This window comes from Enterobacter sp. 18A13 (genome assembly GCF_007035975.1).
In the GTDB taxonomy this organism is placed as follows: domain Bacteria; phylum Pseudomonadota; class Gammaproteobacteria; order Enterobacterales; family Enterobacteriaceae; genus Enterobacter; species Enterobacter vonholyi.
In genome coordinates this window covers 54,225-71,906 of record NZ_AP019634.1, presented here as the reverse complement: position 1 = coordinate 71,906, position 17,682 = coordinate 54,225, and the positions used below count along the sequence as shown (strand labels likewise).

The following is a 17,682-nucleotide window of genomic DNA, read 5'->3' as shown; positions in this document are numbered from 1 at the left end:
CATGTTGTGTAAGTTTTAATTATATGAACGGGAGGACTACACCATGACGACGAAACCAGTGCTGGGTATTAGCGGATGTTTGACCGGATCCGCCGTCCGCTTTGACGGCGGACACAAGCGTATGGGCTTCGTCATGGATGAGCTGGCCCAGTGGGTAAATTTCAGGCCCGTCTGCCCGGAGATGGCCATCGGCCTGCCGACGCCTCGCCCGGCCATACGCCTGACGCTGACGGAAAGCGGCGAAACGCAGCTCCGTTTTAGCAAGCCGCCTCATGATGACCTCACGCAGAAAATGGCCGACTTTACGGCGGACTATCTGCCAAAAATCGGCGATCTGTCGGGATTTATCGTCTGTGCAAAATCCCCAAGCTGCGGCCTGGAACGCGTGCGGCTGTACGATGAAAACGGCAACCGGGGCCGCAAGGAGGGGGTCGGGCTGTTCACCGCCGCCCTCCTTGAAACCTGGCCGTGGCTGCCCGTGGAAGAGGACGGACGCCTGCACGACCCGGTGCTGCGGGAAAATTTCGTCGAACGTGTTTTTGCCCTGCACGAACTGAACACGCTGCGTAAAAATGGCCTCACGCGCCGCGCGCTGCTGGATTTCCACAGCCGCTATAAGCTCCAGCTGCTGGCGCACCATCAGGCGGGTTACAGAGAAATCGGCCCGTTCGTTGCCTCGCTGCACGAGTGGGAAGACCTGGACGCCTTCTTTGTGGCGTACCGGGAAAAGCTGATGACCATCCTGAAAAAACCCGCTTCGCGTAAGAATCACACCAACGTGCTGATGCATATTCAGGGCTATTTTCGTAACCAGCTGAACACCCGCCAGCGCGGCGAGCTGCGCGACGTGATCCTGCACTATCGCAACGGACAGTTGCCAATCCTCGCCCCGATCACGCTGCTGAAGCACTACCTGGCCGAATACCCCGACCGGTATCTGATGACGCAAAACTACTTTGATCCCTATCCTGATGATTTGGGTCTGCGTCTGGCAGTCAAGTGATGAAAAAAATGCGAAGGCCCCATTGACCCATAGAGGCCCAAAGCAGTACCCCGTTTAGACGACATCCTCACTGTCGTCTCTTTTTTGCATTTCATCTCAAAGACTGTGATTATATACAGGCTTATTCTGCGAAAGGGGCCTGCCTGTGATCCACACCCTGCACATTCAAAACTACCGCTCCATCCGCGAGATGTCGCTGGAGCTGGAGCAGCTCAATATCGTCTTCGGGCCGAACGGCACCGGGAAATCCAATATTTACAAGGCGATACATCTGATGCACAGCGCCGCTCAGGGGCAATTTTCCCAGGCGCTTGCGAATGAGGGCGGCATTCTGAAGGTATTCTGGGCAGGCAAAACCCGCAGCGATCAGCTGCGCCGGATGAATCTGGCCGTGGAAACAGAGTCCTACGAATACGAGCTGCAGGTCGGGTTTGTGGAGAAGCTGCCCTATCCCTCGCAGTTTCAGCTCGACCCGGTTATCAAAGAGGAGTCCATCTGGCTGAGCGGCCAGCACCGTCGTCCTTCGTCACAGTTGATGAAGCGTAAGAACCAGGCGGTGTTTCTGAATAACGTGCATCACGAGAAAGTCACCCACAGCGGAACGCTGTACGAGAACGAATCGGTATTCGGACAGCTCGGCGAGCCGCATCTTTACCCGGAAGTGTCGCAGATGCGCGAGTCCCTGCGTAACTGGCGCTTTTATCATGAGTTTTCTGTATCAATAGGCTCGGCGATGCGCGCCCCGCAGGTCGGTTTCCGCTCCCCGGTGCTGGCCAGCGACGGTGCCAACCTGGCGGCCGCGTTTCAGACCATCGTGGAGATCGGCGACGAGCTGCTGCTGATGCGCATTCTTGACCAGGCCTTTCCCGGCTGCGTGTTTTACAGCGACAACACCGGCGGGCATTTTCGCATGATGATGCAGCGCGAGGGGCTGAGCAGACCGCTGGAACCAGCGGAGTTCTCCGACGGCACCCTGCGCTTTCTGTGCCTGGCTGTGGCGCTGCTCAGCCCGCGCCCACCGGCGTTTATCGCGTTGAACGAACCGGAAAATAGCCTGCACCCGCAGATGCTGCCAGCCCTGGCGAGCTTAATCGCCGAGGCCAGCCGCTACTCGCAGATCTGGCTCACCAGCCACTCGCCGGAGCTGGCGACGTTGATTGAGAAGCAGCGATCGTTTTCGCTGTATCAGCTGTCGATGACGGAGGGGGAGACGCGGGTGGAGAGGCTGGGGTAGTCTCAATGGGCACGGAGGCTGTTTTTTCGCATCTCGCTTCAGTGAAGCATGCCAATAAAGAACCCCAGATACCCGGCCCTGCTTAACCATATAAAGGGGCTGGTAAGGCCGGAGCGCCGGATATTAATCAACTCTCTCATGGGGGCCAGGCCATCATTTTTGATAACGACATTTTTTGCACAATAGCGGCAATGCATAATCAGAAATAAAATTCCGGCGATCGCAAAACCAATATAACTTTCGCGACTTCCCCAAAAATGGGTGCTTAATTTTAAATAGGTTAATCCCCAGATACTGACTAGAAAGACGATAAATGAAGATGCTGCGATGTTCATGTCTCGCTTACTACCCAGACCAAAAAAAAGCGCATCAAAGAAAAACATCGTGGTAAGAGGTGACTGAACGCTTCTTCCCGTCATTTTACTAAAACGGACAAACACGACAGTTCCGATGAAAAATGCGAAAAGTGCAACTCCTAATAGCAGATAAATCATTTAATTAGTCCTTTTTGAAGGGCCTGGATATGAGGTCGGGACTGTTAGAGCCGTTAGGTTTAGAGAGAAATGACTCAGCAAATACTGTAAAAACTTTCTTCAATCCTGCTTAGTGCGATATTTTATACTAACCAAAATCAATTAAGCGATTGTTTTTGCTCAGAAGCCGATAAGTAAAAAAAGAAGAAAGGAAAAAAGTATTTTTTTCATTTCAGTTTTCCCCTGGCAAAATCTTCGCCTGCTTTTCCTGCTCTCTCAGATAGATAGCCACCTACTGTAACACCTGCTATTACTGGTAATTGGTTTACGGTACCACACCGCTATCTAGTCCCGAGCCGAAGTGCATCGGTTGGAAATAGTGGTTGCAAAATCATACTTTCATTAAAAATGAATATTTTTGGTGACAATGCCGCGACATCATAAATATTTTCAAGCACTAATCTCAAATTTGTTCTGAATATAGGTATATTTGCATCATCTGCAATGACATAAACATTTTCATTTTTTAGCCAGGATTGACAGAGTAACTCATCACTTGTTTCAAAGTCTCTAAAGCTTATTTCAGACCAAGATATGTTTCCGCTAACAAAGGGATACCCTTCCAGAATAGTAGTTACTCGCTCTTCTTCTTTATCAATGATAGTGAAATCAGCACTAAGAGCCTGTTTACACTCTTCGAATAAACTCATGAGATCTACCTGTTCATTTATTTAAGCCTTAATGGTTTTTCCATTACCTCAAATAGTATTACTTGCTTAACACCATTTCCTGCCCCTTTGTATAATCTCTATTATTCATATGGATACCTTTTACAGGATCATAATCGACTCGCCGCGCTGAGCCCACCGAAAATATTCCAATTATATTTCTCGGACAGAGTTCTTCAGAAGATTCGCGCTAACATTAATATGTAATTTTAGCCGATTATAAGCACTGGATACCGCGACTATCCCTCGCCAGATTCAAGACAGACTGCCATTTCTTTATCGAAAGTTTTTTCTCATTTCAGCTTAAAAACTTACTCTCAGCAACAACTAATATTTTTTAAAAGAAATATACCAGCAACCTACACCAACAATAACCCCACCCAACGATGCGCCCTTAATAATCCTCACTAACTCAAAAAGACTTATCTCAACAGGGATATTACGAATGAAATAGAGATAGGCCTTTGCAAAAAAATAAGTTAGCAAAGCAATAATATCCATTGTTAAGATCAGCGTCAACAAAATCAAAATAATAGATATTAGCCATCTTTTTTCGTTCATTTTGCTGCTCCATTCTTGTTATTAGCAGGAGTAGATGGGTCTACCACCACATTAAATACTTCACCTGCAACGCCGCCGCCTGCAGCTCCAACAATCCCAGGCACTGGACTCAATCGATAAGGCTGAGATATACCATATCCAATATCCTCCCACTGTAAAGATTTCCACATGGGATTAACAACCTCACCCAATATCGGTTCTATTAATTTATTACCTACTCCATAACCAATTGCTCCACCCAAACCACCGATAGTTCCGTAAAGGAATGGATTTTTTCCATCCAGGTAGCTTACGATGGCGCTGCTACCAGCATTGATAAGAACTGTTGATTCAAATCCAGTATAACGGGTTAAAGCACCGCTCCAGTAGGCAGCAATAACGTTTTTAGGATCAACGGAACCATTCATCACATAATCAACACCACACACAGCTCCGGCGCTGATTACACCAGAAATCACTATTGCTTCAGGAAGAATGCCTCCGTACAACACTGTTCCCATAGCCGCCATCGCCATCTGGCAGGATACCGGTGTGCCTCCGCTGCCGGCTTCTTTAATCGCGGCCTGCTGCTCTGCCTGCCATTTTTCTGTCGTTCCCGATTTTACAGCATTTGCAGCTGCCAGAACGCTGGCAAGGTTGTTATTCTCAACAACAACTCTTTCCGGTGCGAACTCAGCCACCGCAACCACTTTTCCCTTTTCTTTCAGTTAGTTACAGCTTCTTATCCCTGTTGTATTTTATGCCCAGGATTTTTGCGCTGTTAAGCGTTTTTGGGGCCACAGACGCTACCGCCCTGCCGTGACACAAGGTCTATCGCGCCACCATCATATAAGCAAACTACAGCATCACTGCGGACGCCGAAATCTTGGATTTATATTTCAATTAAGAAGTTCCTTTGATACATTGCCAGTATCGAAGAACTCCCTAAAGATCCTGACAACAAGATCATAATTTTTTGTAAGCTGACTTGCTGGCCAGTAATCTCCGAAAATTAACACTTTTTCATCTGGTTGTGTTAAATCAGTAATTGACATAACCTCATCATCTTCGTTCAAAAACGTAACCAGATAGAAACCTTTTTCCATTCTTACTTGTACTTCTGAGATTAAATAACCTTCGCAGTCTAATCTGTCGACGGTTACACAACCACTAAAAAAACGAACTTTGGCTAATAAGTTAACAATATCTTCCCAGCAATCAGGCTTCTTCGTACCACCTTTTTGTGTTATCGACCATGAAACAAGCAACCTATTCATCATTAGCTCCTTTTACGCGGAAGCCCTTTGTTCCTGACTGCCAATATAAGGTCCTACCAGTAGTTTCTTCAAATAATGTTAACGACTTAAGCCCTGATCTTTCAGCCATAATTTTTATATCGCTAAGACAGTATGAACAAACTTTCTCCCCACTTACCGACATAAGCATATCTTTGCCGTTAGTCATTCCTTTTTCATAAGCTTGCTGAATTACACCTACCTCTGCATGAGCTGTTCCCATATTCCCATTGGGAAGATTTTTATCCGGCCGCTTGTCTATCTTGGCCTGCACAACATCATTGATAAGCGTCGGTTTATTGAAATCAGCTAACTGTGAAGGTCTTATACCTTGGTTGGTGTCAGAAAACTTCACTCCATCCACATTTCCCCTGGCTACGACTTTTAGATTGGCATCAACAACTTTACTTAATTGTTTTGCCGCAGCAGAACCCAAAATTGGTGTTACCGAAGCCGCAATGATCTCCAGACCCTGCTTCGTTTCGGTGTAGCTTTCTGCGGTCTGACGATCAACCCCTTTGGTGACCATGAAATAGTTAATCATGGCATCTTTCACCTGCTGCTGATTCTGTGCATCAACACTAGTGATATCAAGGAGATTGACTATCTGCCCATACGCATCAGCGTACTGTTGGCTATATTTCGAGTTATAAGGGCCATCTTCATATCCCTCTTTTGTCGCAATGACTTTTAGTCTTGCACCTGCACACGCTGAGCTACCCGCATTACCATTACCGCAGGCATCAATAACGTCTTTATCGCTGGAAATATCTTTTTCAATCAACGCATCATATTTCTGCTGCGCCTTTTCGCGCTCTGCCGGATCTTTACTGTTTTTAAGCGTCTGTTTTGCTATCTCAAGCTCTGTCTTTTCAGACACGCTAAGATAGTTATTCTCCACCGCATTCTTCCCTGCACTGGCCCCAGTCGCCGCACCAGCCGTATTTCCCCCGGCAATCCCGCCAGCTATGCCCGCTGAAACAGATGCCAGCGTACTCACGGTCTGCTTCTGCTCTTCCGTCAGCTTCGACGGGTCTGTGTCCGGATAGAACTGTCTGGCGATAGCTGTCGCAATCAGTTCGCCGGATGCGGCTCCCACAGCGCCCGCTGCGGCACTGTTGCCCTGAAGGGCTGCGGTTACGCCGCCGAGGATGGCATGGGCAATCGCTTTTGCCGCCGTATCGTCATCAATGCCTGCATGATGGCCGATGATGTTCGCCAGCTCCGGTGCTGACGCGCCCGCCAGCGCCCCTCCGATATTGCCGCCCGCCAGTCCCTGCAGTGCTGCTGTGGCCGCCTGGATGCCGCGCTGCATGGCGCTGCCGGTTCCGTAGGTCACCATCACGTTTTTGTATGCCTGGGTATCACGCAGTTTCGCAAGATAGTTCTGGCGCTCTTTTTCTGTCGCATTTGCGGGGAGTGTTGCGCCGGTTTCTTTCTGGGCCGCCTTCAGCCCGTTAAGATCACCCTGCGTCCTGGCAATATCCGCCACCTGACTGCCAATATCGCTGATCATCCCAACTGCGTTCAGACGGTTCTGCTCTTTCTCCTTGTCGAAGATCGGGCTGATGCTGTCGTTGGCATGCTCGGTGTCGCGGCTCAGATCGGCCACGTCCTGCTTCTGGTTTGCCTTGTCGCGGATGGTGAGGGAGCCCTCCGCCACAGCGGCCTGCGTGGTGCCCTCCTTATGGCCTTTATTACCCGCAGCGGAGATCATGCCGCCCGGCAGGTTGCCCTGGAATTTTTCCCCGAAGCTGCCGCCGCCGCTCAGGCTGATACCGGAGTGCGAGGTTTTAAAGTCCGCTTCGTTGTGGATATCGCTGAAGCCCAGCGTCCCGGTATCGAGGCTGTTTTTGTCCGGTGTGGCGGTAGAGGCGATAACCGCGCCATCAAGCTGGGTGTGATGCCCCACGGTGATATCGAAGCCGCCGTCCCCGGCATACAGCCCGGTTTGTTCGGCCACGGAATCAAAGCGGCTCTTCATCTTGTCCTGGCTGGCGTTGATATAGCCTGAACCGGACATGGTGCCGAAGGTGAAGCTGCCCCCCGCAGCAACGCTGGTCTGCTTGCTGTCGTAGTCGCTGTTGTTCTGCTGGCTGCGCATCAGCAGGTCGTGACCAACATCTGCCACGATTTTATTGCCGTTAACCTGAGCGCCATCAAGCACGGTGTCGTGCCCGCTTTTTAGGATGACGTTTTTGCCGCTGTCGATGGTGGTTTCGGTCCAGTCGGTACCGTTGCCTTTATCCTTGCCATGCGCGGCGTTGACGTTGGCAAACACGCTGATACCCGCACCGTTGCCGCCGGCACCGATGCTCACGCCAATGCCTCCACCGCTGCTGCTGTTCTTGCCGCTGGTTTTTTGGGTATTCGCCGCGCCGGACAGCAGAATGTCGTTCTGTGCATCCAGCGTGGTGTCGCCCCCGGCTTTCAGCTGGCTGCCCGCAATCACGATGTCGCCGCTGTTCGCGCCTTTGTTTTTACCGTTCGCGGTGATGGCAAGATTGTTGCCTGCGTTCAGCGTGCTGCCTGCCACCGCATCACTCTCAGCATGCTGCTGTGATTTCGACTTCTGGGTCGTCAGCGAGAGGCTCACACCCATTGCGTTCGGGTCACCGGTGGTTGCCGCCATATCCGCTGCCTGCCCGGCCTGCACGCCGGACAGCACCGTTTTGGTGGCCTGAAGGGCTTTCAGACGGCCATCACTTTGCTCTTTGGTCTCCTGCGCCGCGCTCACGGCATTGTTAATAGCGCTACCGACGGTGCCGGAGAGCGCCACGGTGAGTCCGCTTTTCTTCTGCTCGAAGGTTTCATCCCGGGTGCGCTTGTCGTGCCCCGGCTCGATGATGACGCTGTCGCCGCTGAGGCTTAAATCTTTCCCGGCGATAAGATCCGCGCCGCCGATGTGGGCCTGGTTTCCTGCAGAAATCGCGACGTTACCCCCCGTCGAGCCCACCGTACTGAAGCTCTGACTCTGGGTGGTGCCTTTCTCACGGAGATCGTGCGTGCTTTTGCTGCTGCCGATGGTGAAACCAATCCCGCCCGAGCCCATCAGGCCGGATTTTTTCTCCTCCTTAAAGCGCCAGGAGGTATCGCTGTTCGTGGCCGCCACGATATCGACGTTGTTGCCCGCCTTAAGCTTCACGTCGCCATCGCCCGCCACGGCGGATCCGTTCACCAGCAGGTTATTGCCCGCAACGACCTGCACGTTATCGCCGCTCAACAATGAGCCGGATTCACGCGTCGCGCTGTTCTCCTCGATGGTGTGGGTGGTTTTCTTGCTCAGGAACCCTTTTTTGGTTTTGGTCTGCTCTTTGTAGTGATAATCGCTTTCGGTTGCGGTATTGAGATTGACGTCGCGGCCCGCCGCCACGCCGATATCGCCCTTCGCCGTTACCTGCGCGGCTTCGGTGGTGACATCGCGCCCGGCGAGGATCTGGGTATTCGCCCCGCTGGCGATCTCGGTTCCCTGCTGGCGTACCGATTCGTTGATGACGGTTTTCTTGCCTGACTTATAGCTATCGCCCTGTGTGGTCTCTTCCGCCGCCAGATTCACGTCGCGACCCGCCTGCAGCCCGACGCTTTTCTCCGCCGCCAGCGCGGCGGCCTGAGCGTTGATATCCTGCCCGGCCTTCAGGACCAGGTTATCGCCTGCGGAAATCGTGGTGCGGTCGAGCCCGGTGCTGTGGGACTCGCTTTTCCCTTTCCGGCTGCTTTCGCTGGTTTGCTCTGCGTTCAGGTTCAGGTCGTTGCCCGCGCTCAGCCCCGCGCTGCCGCCCGCCTTCAGGTCGCTGGCGGTCACGTCAAGATTGTGCCCGGCATTCACCAGCAGGTTGCCGCCCGCGGTGACGTTACTTCCCTGATACGTGACGGAGGAACGGCTGGTTTTCTCCCGGCTGGAGCTGAATGCGTCGTTGATCTGATTCGCGTTGACGGCAATATCGCCCCACGCGTTCAGCAGCATATCGCCGCCGGAGGCCAGGTTCGCGCCGGTGACGGTGATGTTTTTCCCCGCCTCAAGGGACAGACCATCCTGCGCGGTAATGGACGCCGTGTTGCCCAGCAGGGTGTCTTTCAGGCCGATGTTGCCGTACTTCCCGCCGGCGTTGATATCAATCTGCTCAACCTGGGTCAGGTTATTGATGCTGCCGTCCAGGCTCTCCAGCGCGACCGTTTTGCCGCTGATGGTGGAGCTGATGTTATTGATATCGCCGATGGCGCTCAGGTTCAGGTCGCCGCCCGCTTTCATCAGGCCGTTGCTGAGGTTGCTGATGCTGTTCTGGCTGTCGAGCGTCAGGCTGTTTTTCGCCAGCAGCGTGCTGCCGCCGTTGGTGATGCTGCCGCCCTTCAGGGTGACGTTGTTGCCCGCGATCACGCTGCCGTTATTGACGGTGACGTCCTTCGGTGACAGGTAGAGTTTCGGCACCATCACCGTTTCGCCGTTGACGGTGGCTTTCTCCCACCACAGCAGGCTGTGGTCGAGCGCGGCAATCTGATCGGCGGTCAGCGAGACGCCAAACTGCAGGCCCAGCGACTGCTGCGCCGCCGCGGCGTTGTCCATCAGGTAGCGCATCTGATCTAGATCGGAGCCGATACCGTTCAGGTAACGGTTACCGGTCTGGTTGAGCACCACGTTGGAAACGTAGCGGGTATCGAACGCCGCATCGCCGAGGAAGCGGTAATCGTAGTCCGGGTTCAGGTTGAGGCGGCCCAGCATGTAAGACGAGCCGAGGAACTGCTTCTCGTCCGTAAACGCCAGCCGCGTCTCCTGCGGCGCCGTGGACGACGGTTTGATCCCGAGCATCGCGTTCAGGTCGGCAAACAGGGCGGGATCAAGCTGTCCGAGACCGTTCAGTTTCGGGTTGATGCCGATCAGGTACGGGCTTTTCGGGTTGTCGGAGAAGACAAAATAGCCGTTGTTACCCGACGGCAGCGGGTAAGCGCTGGTATCGACGCGCTGGCCCTGATAATGCCCGACGGCGCCGCCCTGAGCGGTTCGGAGATCGGCGGTGGTGACCCCGGCGTTCGCCAGTGCGCCCAGCTGGCCGAGGTTCGCGTTGCCTTTCTGCGTGGTGGCAATGTTGCTGAGAAGCGTGCCGGACGCGCCGCCGTTTTCCAGCGCGCCGCCGCCGTTAAGCTGCTGCAGCGCCCCCTGGAGCCGATCGTTCCACTGCGGCGAGTTCACCGCCACGGTGCCGGTAGCGTTCAGCCCCTGTTTTTGCACGCCGCTGCCGATGGTCTGGTTGCTGAGGGTGTTCAGCGACGGGGTGGAGATAACGTTGCTGACGCCGCCCGCGTTAGCGGTGGTATTAGTGTTGCTGATGTTGCTGGTGAAGTTTGCGGTGACGTTGCCGCCCGCCTGGATGACGGCGCGTAAGGTTTCGCCCTCCACAGATTCAGTCGTCAGACCTTGTAACTCATAAATAAAGGTCGAGTTAGCTTTTGGTCCAGGATATCCCGATTCCGAAGATGAACCCCCAGTAGAACTGAGATACTTATAATTATAAAAAGTCCCCATTGTTCCCGATTGATAGCTCTCATTGTTCAGCTGCGAGCCTGAAAGAGATGCGTTACGTTCACTCAGTATTTGACTTGATTTATTTTCCAGAGTACCAGCATTGATAACCAAATCGCGCCCGGAAGCGATGCGCCCCGCGCCACCGCTCGCACTTACATCAAGATGTACCACTGAGCCAGCAAAGCGCATTTGGCTGCTCTCTGCGGTAGGAACAAAAGATGAACTGTAAATATCGTACTCAATTGCACAAGTACAGTTGCGATATCCTTTGGTTTTCGTATTGCTGATTCTGTAAGACGTTGAAGGGAGACTCAGGACAAGCAGTTCAATCGTTGCATCACCGACGTTTTCAGCCAGTTGTGAAGTCTCCGTCCAGCTATTTACCGAAAGTCCATCACGGGTATTCAGCAAATGCCCCGTTCTGATCGCAATATCACCATTCTGCGTCTCAATATTCCCCGACGTGTTCACCACCTGGCTGTTCGCATTCCCCGCTGCATCCCGCTGCATCCACAGGTGATTCCCCGCCATGATGTCGCCGCGCTGGTTAGTGATGCTGTCGGCAAACAGCGCCAGGTTATTCGCCGCGTACAGCAGCGCGGTGTTGACGATGGCGCCCGGCGCGCTGAGGGTCAGCGAGCCGCGCGTGCCGGTGAAGCCGTCGACGGTAATGTTGCTCCGGCTGGCCACGGTGATGTCACCTCCGCCCTGCACCGAGCCCGCGCCGTTCAGCGCCACGCTGCTGCCGGAGAGCGTGCTCGAGCCGCCGCCAGTGGTGATTTGTCCGTTGTTGCTGAGCTGCCCGCCCGCATTCAGGTTGACCGCCTGCCCCTGCAGCACGCTGCGGTTATCGATGTCGCCGCCGCTGCTGATGGTCAGGGTTCGGCCTGCCGCCACGGCGGTCCGGCTGGTAAACGCGTTCGTCAGCTGCAGCGTTAAGTCCCCCAGGGACACCAGCTGGCCGGTCAGGTCCAGCCCACGGCTCTGCAGCCACAGGTTGCCGCCGCTCAGCAGCCTGCCGCCCGCGCTCTGGGTCACCTGGTCGGCATTAATGTTCAGCTGCGCGTTGCCGAGCAGCGTGCCGCTGTTGTTCAGCTGGCCGTAGTTAACCGTCAGCTGCCCCGCCTGGGTGGTGCCCTGGCTGGCAAACGCGGTGCCGGTCAGGGTGGCGCGATCGGCCACCCACGTGCCGCCGTTGGTGGCGTTTGCCGCATTGAGTATCAGGTCGGTGGCCTGCAGCCAGCCGGTGCCGGTGAACTGCGGCGTGCCGAGCGTCAGGCGCGCGCCGGAAAGCAGCCTGCCGTCGTTACGCGCCTGCGAGGAGGCGGTCACCCGCGTCTCGCCGCCGCCCTGGATCAGGCCGTAGTTAAACAGCGCGGGCGTGGTCAGCGTCAGGCCATCGCGGCTGACGATTTCGCCTCCGCTGTTGTTGGTCAGCGTCCCGCTGAGGGCCAGCGTCGCGCCGTTATCGCCCTGCAGACGTCCGCCGTTGGTGAGCGCCCCGGTGGTGATGCCGAGCGTGCTCCCCTGCATTTTGCCGTCGCTGGTGACGGAGGCCGCCGTGACGTTCAGCGCCCCGCCGGACAGCAGGGTGCCGCCAGACTGCTGGCTGACCGCGCCGGTCTGGCTGAGAGTCAGGCCATTCACGCCGCTGATGGCGCCGCTGTTGCTGAGCGTACCGCCCGTCAGCGTCAGGTTTTTCGCCGCCCACTGGCCCTGGTTCGCCAGCGTCGCGGCCTGCAGCGTCGCCGCACCCAGCGCGGTGATCCTGCTGCCCGCGGTTCCGGTGAGCGTGTCGGCCAGCGTCATCTGCAGCGCGTCGGCGCTCTGCACCGCGCCGCTGTTGGTGAGCGAGCGGGCGTTGAGCAGGATATTTTGCGCCTGCCAGCTCCCGGCGTTGGTCACCGCGCCGGACGCAATCGTCAGCGCGCCCTGAGTGAGAAGCCTGCCGCCTGCGCCGTTGATCAGCGCCTGCTGCGGCGCGGCCATCGCCATGCGCGCCATCAGCCGCTGCTGCCCCTGAACGGTCAGGCTCTGCAGACCGGTTAAGGTGCCCTGGTTGTTAATGCTGTTCTGATGCAGCGCGAGGGTGTTCCCCTGCACGGTGCCGCTGTTTTTAAGCGTGCTGCCGCCGAGCGTCACATCGCCCTCGCTGAGGAGCTGCCCGCGGTTATCCAGCGTTTGTGCGGTGATATCCGCCCGGCCCTGGCTCATCAGCGAGCCGGCAGAGGTCAGCGTGCCGCCGGTCGTGGCCGTCAGCGGTCCCTGGCTGAGCAGAGACCCGCCGTGCGTCCAGTCGCTGGCGCGGATGTCCGCGCCGTTCCCCTGCAGCGTGCCCTGCGTGGTCAACTGGCCTGCATCCAGCGTCAGCATGCCGCCGGAGAGGGTGCGCGAGGCCGCGCCCGTGGTCAGCGTGGTCCCGGTGAGCGCCAGGCCGTTCGTTCCCTGCATCAGCCCGCCGTTGTTCATATCGCGGGCGGTGAGGGACAGCGTACCGCCCGTGATGCGCCCCGGGTTCGCCAGGGTATCCGCGGTGAAGGCGGTCGCGCCGCCGCTCTGCAGCAGCCCGGTATTGGTTAACGCCCCGCCGAGCGTGCCGCTGAGTCCCGTCTGCCCGTTCACCGTGCCGCTGTTGGTGAGGGTGGTGCCGGTCGTGCCCAGCGTCGCGCCCTGCAGCGTACCGGCGTTCGTCAGCTCTCCGCCCGTCAGCGTGAAGCCGCCGCCGGAGAGCCATTTGCCGTTCTGCTCGTTGATAAAGCGGTCAGCGGCGGCGTTAACCGCGCTGCTGCCCTGCATCAGGCCGCTGTTGCGCAGCTCCGTCGCGCCAGCTGTCAGCGTTTTGCCCGCCACCGTGCCGCTGCTGGTCAGCGTCGTCGCGTGAAGCGCGGCATCTCCGGTGGCAACGATGTTCCCCGTGCTGGTCAGGGCACTGCTCAGGCCCAAATCCAGGTCCTGCGCCTGAATATCGCCCCGGTTGGTCAGGTCGCTGCCCCGCAGGGTAAACCCGCCGTTCACCAGCAGCAGGCCGGCGTTATCGAGCGTGTCGAGGGACAGGTCCAGAGAACTGCCGCTAATCAGCTGCCCGGTGGCGCCGTTGCTCAGCGCGCGGGTGGTCAGCGCCAGCGTGTCGTTGCCCTGAAGAATCCCGGTGTTGGTCAGCTGCGCGGCCTTCACCGTCAGCGCCTTCCCGGCCAGCTGGCCGTCGCTGAACAGCTGCGCCGCCGTCAGCGTGAACAGGTTCTGGCTGAGCAGGGCGCCCGTGTTATCCAGCCTGCCGGTCGCGGAAAGGGTCAGGGCGTCCAGCGTCTGAACGCTGCCCTGGTTATTCAGGCTCCCGGCGTCAAGCGTCGCGCTGCGCCCCTGCAGGCTGCCCGCGTTGCTCAGCGTTTGTCCGCTGAGCGTCAGGGTCTCGCCGCCCGTCACCTGGCCCTGAGGCTGGTTCGTGAAGGTGTTGCCGGACCAGGCCAGCGTGCTGCTGCCCTGAAGCAGGCCGCTGTTCTGCAGGTCGCCCCGCAGGGTCAGCACTTTCGCCAGCAGCTGGCCCCGGTTATCGGTCCTGCCGGCCTGGACGTCCAGCGCCTGCTGGCTGAGCACCTTGCCGCTGTTGGTCAGCGTGCCGGTCACCGCCGCCGTCACGCCCGCTTCCCCCAGCGCGTTGCCTGTATTCATCCACTCGCCGGTGGCCAGGTTCAGGGTGTTGCCCTGCAGCAGCCCGGCGTTGTTCAGGGTGGTGTGGTGCAGGCCGAGCGCGCCGCCGGAGAGCAGCATGCCCGCCTGCAGGTTGCTGAGCTGTGCCCCGGTCGCCGTGAGGGAGTGTGTCCCCTGCAGCGTGCCGCCGTTGGTCACCGACGCGCTGTTAAACTGCGCGTCGGTACCGGCCATCAGGCCGCCGTTCGTCAGGCTGGCGGCGGTCAGCGTCAGGCCGTCCCGGGCAATTACCCGCCCGTCGGCATCGTTGCTGGCCTGTCGGGTCAAGTTCAGCAGCAGCGCGGTGGCGCTGAGCTCGCCGCTGTTGGCCAGCGTTTCACCGTTAAGCGTCAGCGTTCCGCCGCTGCGCAGCGCGCCCCGGTTAGTGAGGTCTGCCACGCCGAGCGTCAGGGCCGCGTCTCCCCCGACGGTGCCCTGGTTCTGCAGGCTGTCCGCCGTGATGTGCAGGTCGCCGGCCGCAATATTGCCCGCGTTAGTAAACGCAGTGCCGTTCAGGGTGAGCCGGTCGTCCGCCAGCAGGCGTCCGCTGTTGGTCAGGCTGAGGTAGTCGCTGCTCAGGCTGACGCCGTTGATTTCACCCTGGTTTGTCAGTGTGTCGCCTTTAATGCGCAGCGTGCCGTCGGTGGTGATAAGCCCGCCGTTGGCCAGCACCGGAACGTTCAGCGTTAAATCCTGCGCGCTGTAGACCGACCCGCCGGCGAGGTTCGTGAGCGACCCGGTCTTCAGGTCGAGCTGGGTGGTCCCCTGCAGCAGCCCGCCGTTCTCCACCGAGGCACCGTCCAGCGCCAGCGTACCGGCAACCAGCGTACCGCTGCTGGTGATGCGCCCGGGGGCCGTCAGGGTCATGCGGTCCGCTTTTGCGACGCCGGAGTGGAGGATGTTATTTCCGCTGAGGCTGAGGGTACCGGCGGTGAGCTCGCCGCCGCTGGTCAGGTCGCCGGTTGCGTTAAAACTCAGCGCGTTACCGGTGGATTTCCCGGCGTGCGCAAGGGTGCCCGCCGTCACCGACAGGGCTCCTTTCGCCGCCTGCGTGCCGTTCAGCGCGGCATTCTGCGCCTGCAGGGTAAGCCCCTGCCCGCTCTGCAGGTGCGCATCCTGGCCGGTGGTCAGGTCGCCGGTGCTGACGACGGTTAAGGCCCCCGCCGCGTCCGTCTGCCCGTTCAGGCTGGCGCTGCGGGTCGCGGTAATCTGTACGTTACCCTGGCTGGTGGTGCGGGACGCCTGACCGCTGGTCAGGGTGCCGGCCTGCGCCGTCAGCGCCGTCGCGCCGGACAGGGTGCCGTTCTGCTCAAGCGCGTCTGCCGTCACGCTCATCGCCCCGTCAGCCAGCAGGCTGCCGCTGTTACGCAGGGCCTGCTGCGCCGTGACGTTCGCGTTGCCTTTCGCGCTGAGCGTGCCCCGCTGCTCCAGGGTACCGGCGCTCAGCGCCAGGTTGCCGGCGCTCTGCAGGGTACCGCTGTTAGTGACCGTCTGCCCCTTCAGGGTGACGTCGTTACCCTGCGCCGTGCCGCCGTTCGTCAGCTCTTCCGCGTTCACGTCCAGGCGGCCTTTCGCCGCCAGCTGGCCGCTGCTGGACACCCTGTTGCCGGAGAGCGCAATGTCGCGCCCCGCATTCACCTGCCCCTGATTACTGACGGCGCTGCCCGTCAGGCGGACGTCGCCCGCGGCATCGGCCCGGCTCTGGCCGTCCATCATCAGCTGTCCGCCGCTCAGGGCCAGATTCTCTCCTGCCGAGACCGCGCTGGCCGTGGAGGACAGCGTGCCGCCGCTGCTGAGCGTCGCGCGGGTATTGCTTCCGCTGCGGGTATTCGTCAGCGTGATATCCTTCCCGGCCGCCACGCTGAGCGCGCCTTTGCTGGTGACGCTGCCGCCGCGCTGCGTCAGGCTGCCGCCGGTGGACAGCGTGGTGTCGGCCTGGCCCGTCAGCGTCGCATCCGCAAGCGCCACTCCCTGTTTGCTCGTGACGGTCAGCGCCCCGCCCTGTGCCGACACGCCGCCGCCGTTGACGGTCAGGGTAGCTTTACTGTCCAGCGTCGCCGCGCCGCGGGAGACCAGGGAGGTATTGCTGAGCGTCATCCCCTGCCCGCTGCTCACCGCAAGCGCGCCCGCGCTGTTTGTCCCGCCGCCTGTCATCTGCACTTTCCCCGCAGCGGAAAGGCGCATATCGCCCTGGCTGGCGAGCGTGCTGTTATTCAGCTCCACATCCCGCGAGCTGGCCACGCTCAGCGCCCCCCCGGCCTGATGGCTGCCGCTGAGGGCCACCCCCGCGCCGTTCGCGGTAATCGAGCCGCTGGCCAGGCTGTTCGTGACCGTCAGTTTCCCGCCCGCGTCCAGCTGAATATCGCCCTGGCGCGCGGTGAGGTTGCCGAGGTTCACCCCCACGCCCGTCTCGCTGGAGACCAGGCGGATACGGTTGGCATACATCCCGCCGAGCGCGCCGGTATCCACGGCCACCACGGGCGCGGCACCCTCACCGGCAATCGGCCTGACGCTGCCGTCTGCGCCCACGCGGTTCGCTCCTGCCGTCACCGTCAGGTCGTTCGCATGAATCGCGGCGTTCACTTCCGTTGCGCGCGCAATAATCGACAGCGCGTCGCTCTTGCTGGCATCCAGCCCCTGGCCTTCAACCGTGATGGCGCCTTTCGTCACCTCCAGCGCCTGCAGGTTACCGCTGGCGTCGAACTGCGGTTTCCCCGTGGTCAGGGTGACGTTCGGGGTGTTGATAAATCCGCACCCGTTACAGGTAATGCCGTACGGGTTGGCCACCATGACGTTTGCTGCTTTACCGGCGACTTCCGTATAGCCCTGCAGCTGCGAGCGGCTGGCGCCCGTGACTTCGTTGATAATGCCTTTCGCTTCCCGCCCGGCCTGCAGGTTGGGGTTGTTCTGGATAAGCCCGCCCAGCTGGGTCCGGGTTAAACGGTCCGTGCCGTTGTTGAGGATAAGCCCCTCTTTGCCGACGTTATACTCACCGAACTGGTTATGCGAGATACCCGCCCCGTTGGGCGTGGCGATGTTGACGACCGGCACCCCGTTCCCCGCCCGATCGACCGTGGTCTGCCCGGTTGGCGTAAGCGCCGCCGCGACGGCAGGCGCCATCGGCTGCCAGACCATCAGGCCGCAGACAATCCAGCTGATCAGACGCTGTGAGAAACGAACGGGTGGGTGACGGGTATCCATAGT

8 protein-coding genes are annotated in these 17,682 nt (G+C 58.4%); 2 read left to right on the top strand and 6 right to left on the bottom strand.

The window, feature by feature from the left end:
* The first annotated feature begins 43 nt into the window (after positions 1-43).
* The gene (locus FOY93_RS00310; RefSeq protein WP_111964276.1) at positions 44-1,003 is read left to right on the top strand and encodes a YbgA family protein; all 960 of its coding nucleotides are present in this window, start codon (positions 44-46) and stop codon (positions 1,001-1,003) included.
* Positions 1,004-1,148: 145 nt separating this feature from the next.
* On the top strand, positions 1,149-2,237 hold the full coding sequence (locus FOY93_RS00305) for an AAA family ATPase (RefSeq protein WP_133293483.1): 1,089 nt from the start codon (positions 1,149-1,151) through the stop codon (positions 2,235-2,237).
* 38 nt (positions 2,238-2,275) lie between these two features.
* Here FOY93_RS00305 and FOY93_RS00300 read toward each other — a convergent pair whose 3' ends face one another.
* The 6 genes from FOY93_RS00300 to FOY93_RS00275 all read right to left on the bottom strand — a co-directional run bounded on the left by FOY93_RS00300 (position 2,276) and on the right by FOY93_RS00275 (position 17,679).
* Positions 2,276-2,731 carry a hypothetical protein gene (locus tag FOY93_RS00300; protein ID WP_023326413.1) on the bottom strand — a complete coding sequence of 152 codons (456 nt, stop codon included), beginning with the start codon at positions 2,729-2,731 and terminating at the stop codon, positions 2,276-2,278.
* A 320-nt stretch (positions 2,732-3,051) separates the two neighbouring features.
* Positions 3,052-3,420, bottom strand: a complete 369-nt coding sequence (locus tag FOY93_RS00295; protein ID WP_045907936.1) for a CDI toxin immunity protein — start codon at positions 3,418-3,420, stop codon at positions 3,052-3,054.
* A gap of 345 nt (positions 3,421-3,765) precedes the next feature.
* Positions 3,766-3,999: a hypothetical protein gene (locus FOY93_RS00290; RefSeq protein ID WP_133293482.1), complete on the bottom strand. Its 234-nt coding sequence runs from the start codon at positions 3,997-3,999 to the stop codon at positions 3,766-3,768.
* The gene (locus tag FOY93_RS00285; protein WP_074168312.1) at positions 3,996-4,679 is read right to left on the bottom strand and encodes a hypothetical protein; all 684 of its coding nucleotides are present in this window, start codon (positions 4,677-4,679) and stop codon (positions 3,996-3,998) included. Before FOY93_RS00285 ends, FOY93_RS00290 begins: the two co-directional genes overlap by 4 nt.
* A gap of 198 nt (positions 4,680-4,877) precedes the next feature.
* On the bottom strand, positions 4,878-5,258 hold the full coding sequence (locus FOY93_RS00280) for a DUF6911 family protein (RefSeq protein WP_232057359.1): 381 nt from the start codon (positions 5,256-5,258) through the stop codon (positions 4,878-4,880).
* Complete coding sequence (locus FOY93_RS00275; RefSeq protein WP_143344465.1) at positions 5,248-17,679, bottom strand: hemagglutinin repeat-containing protein; 12,432 nt, start codon at positions 17,677-17,679, stop codon at positions 5,248-5,250. The genes FOY93_RS00280 and FOY93_RS00275 overlap by 11 nt, the downstream gene beginning before the upstream one ends.
* Positions 17,680-17,682 lie beyond the last annotated feature (3 nt).

What these genes read in the sequence shown, in the direction of transcription:
- FOY93_RS00300 (WP_023326413.1), bottom strand. Translation starts at nt 2,731, where the DNA reads ATGATTTATCTGCTATTAGGAGTTGCACTTTTCGCATTTTTCATCGGA.
- FOY93_RS00295 (WP_045907936.1), bottom strand. Translation starts at nt 3,420, where the DNA reads ATGAGTTTATTCGAAGAGTGTAAACAGGCTCTTAGTGCTGATTTCACT.
- FOY93_RS00310 (WP_111964276.1), top strand. Translation starts at nt 44, where the DNA reads ATGACGACGAAACCAGTGCTGGGTATTAGCGGATGTTTGACCGGATCC.
- FOY93_RS00275 (WP_143344465.1), bottom strand. Translation starts at nt 17,679, where the DNA reads ATGGATACCCGTCACCCACCCGTTCGTTTCTCACAGCGTCTGATCAGC.
- FOY93_RS00290 (WP_133293482.1), bottom strand. Translation starts at nt 3,999, where the DNA reads ATGAACGAAAAAAGATGGCTAATATCTATTATTTTGATTTTGTTGACG.
- FOY93_RS00280 (WP_232057359.1), bottom strand. Translation starts at nt 5,258, where the DNA reads ATGATGAATAGGTTGCTTGTTTCATGGTCGATAACACAAAAAGGTGGT.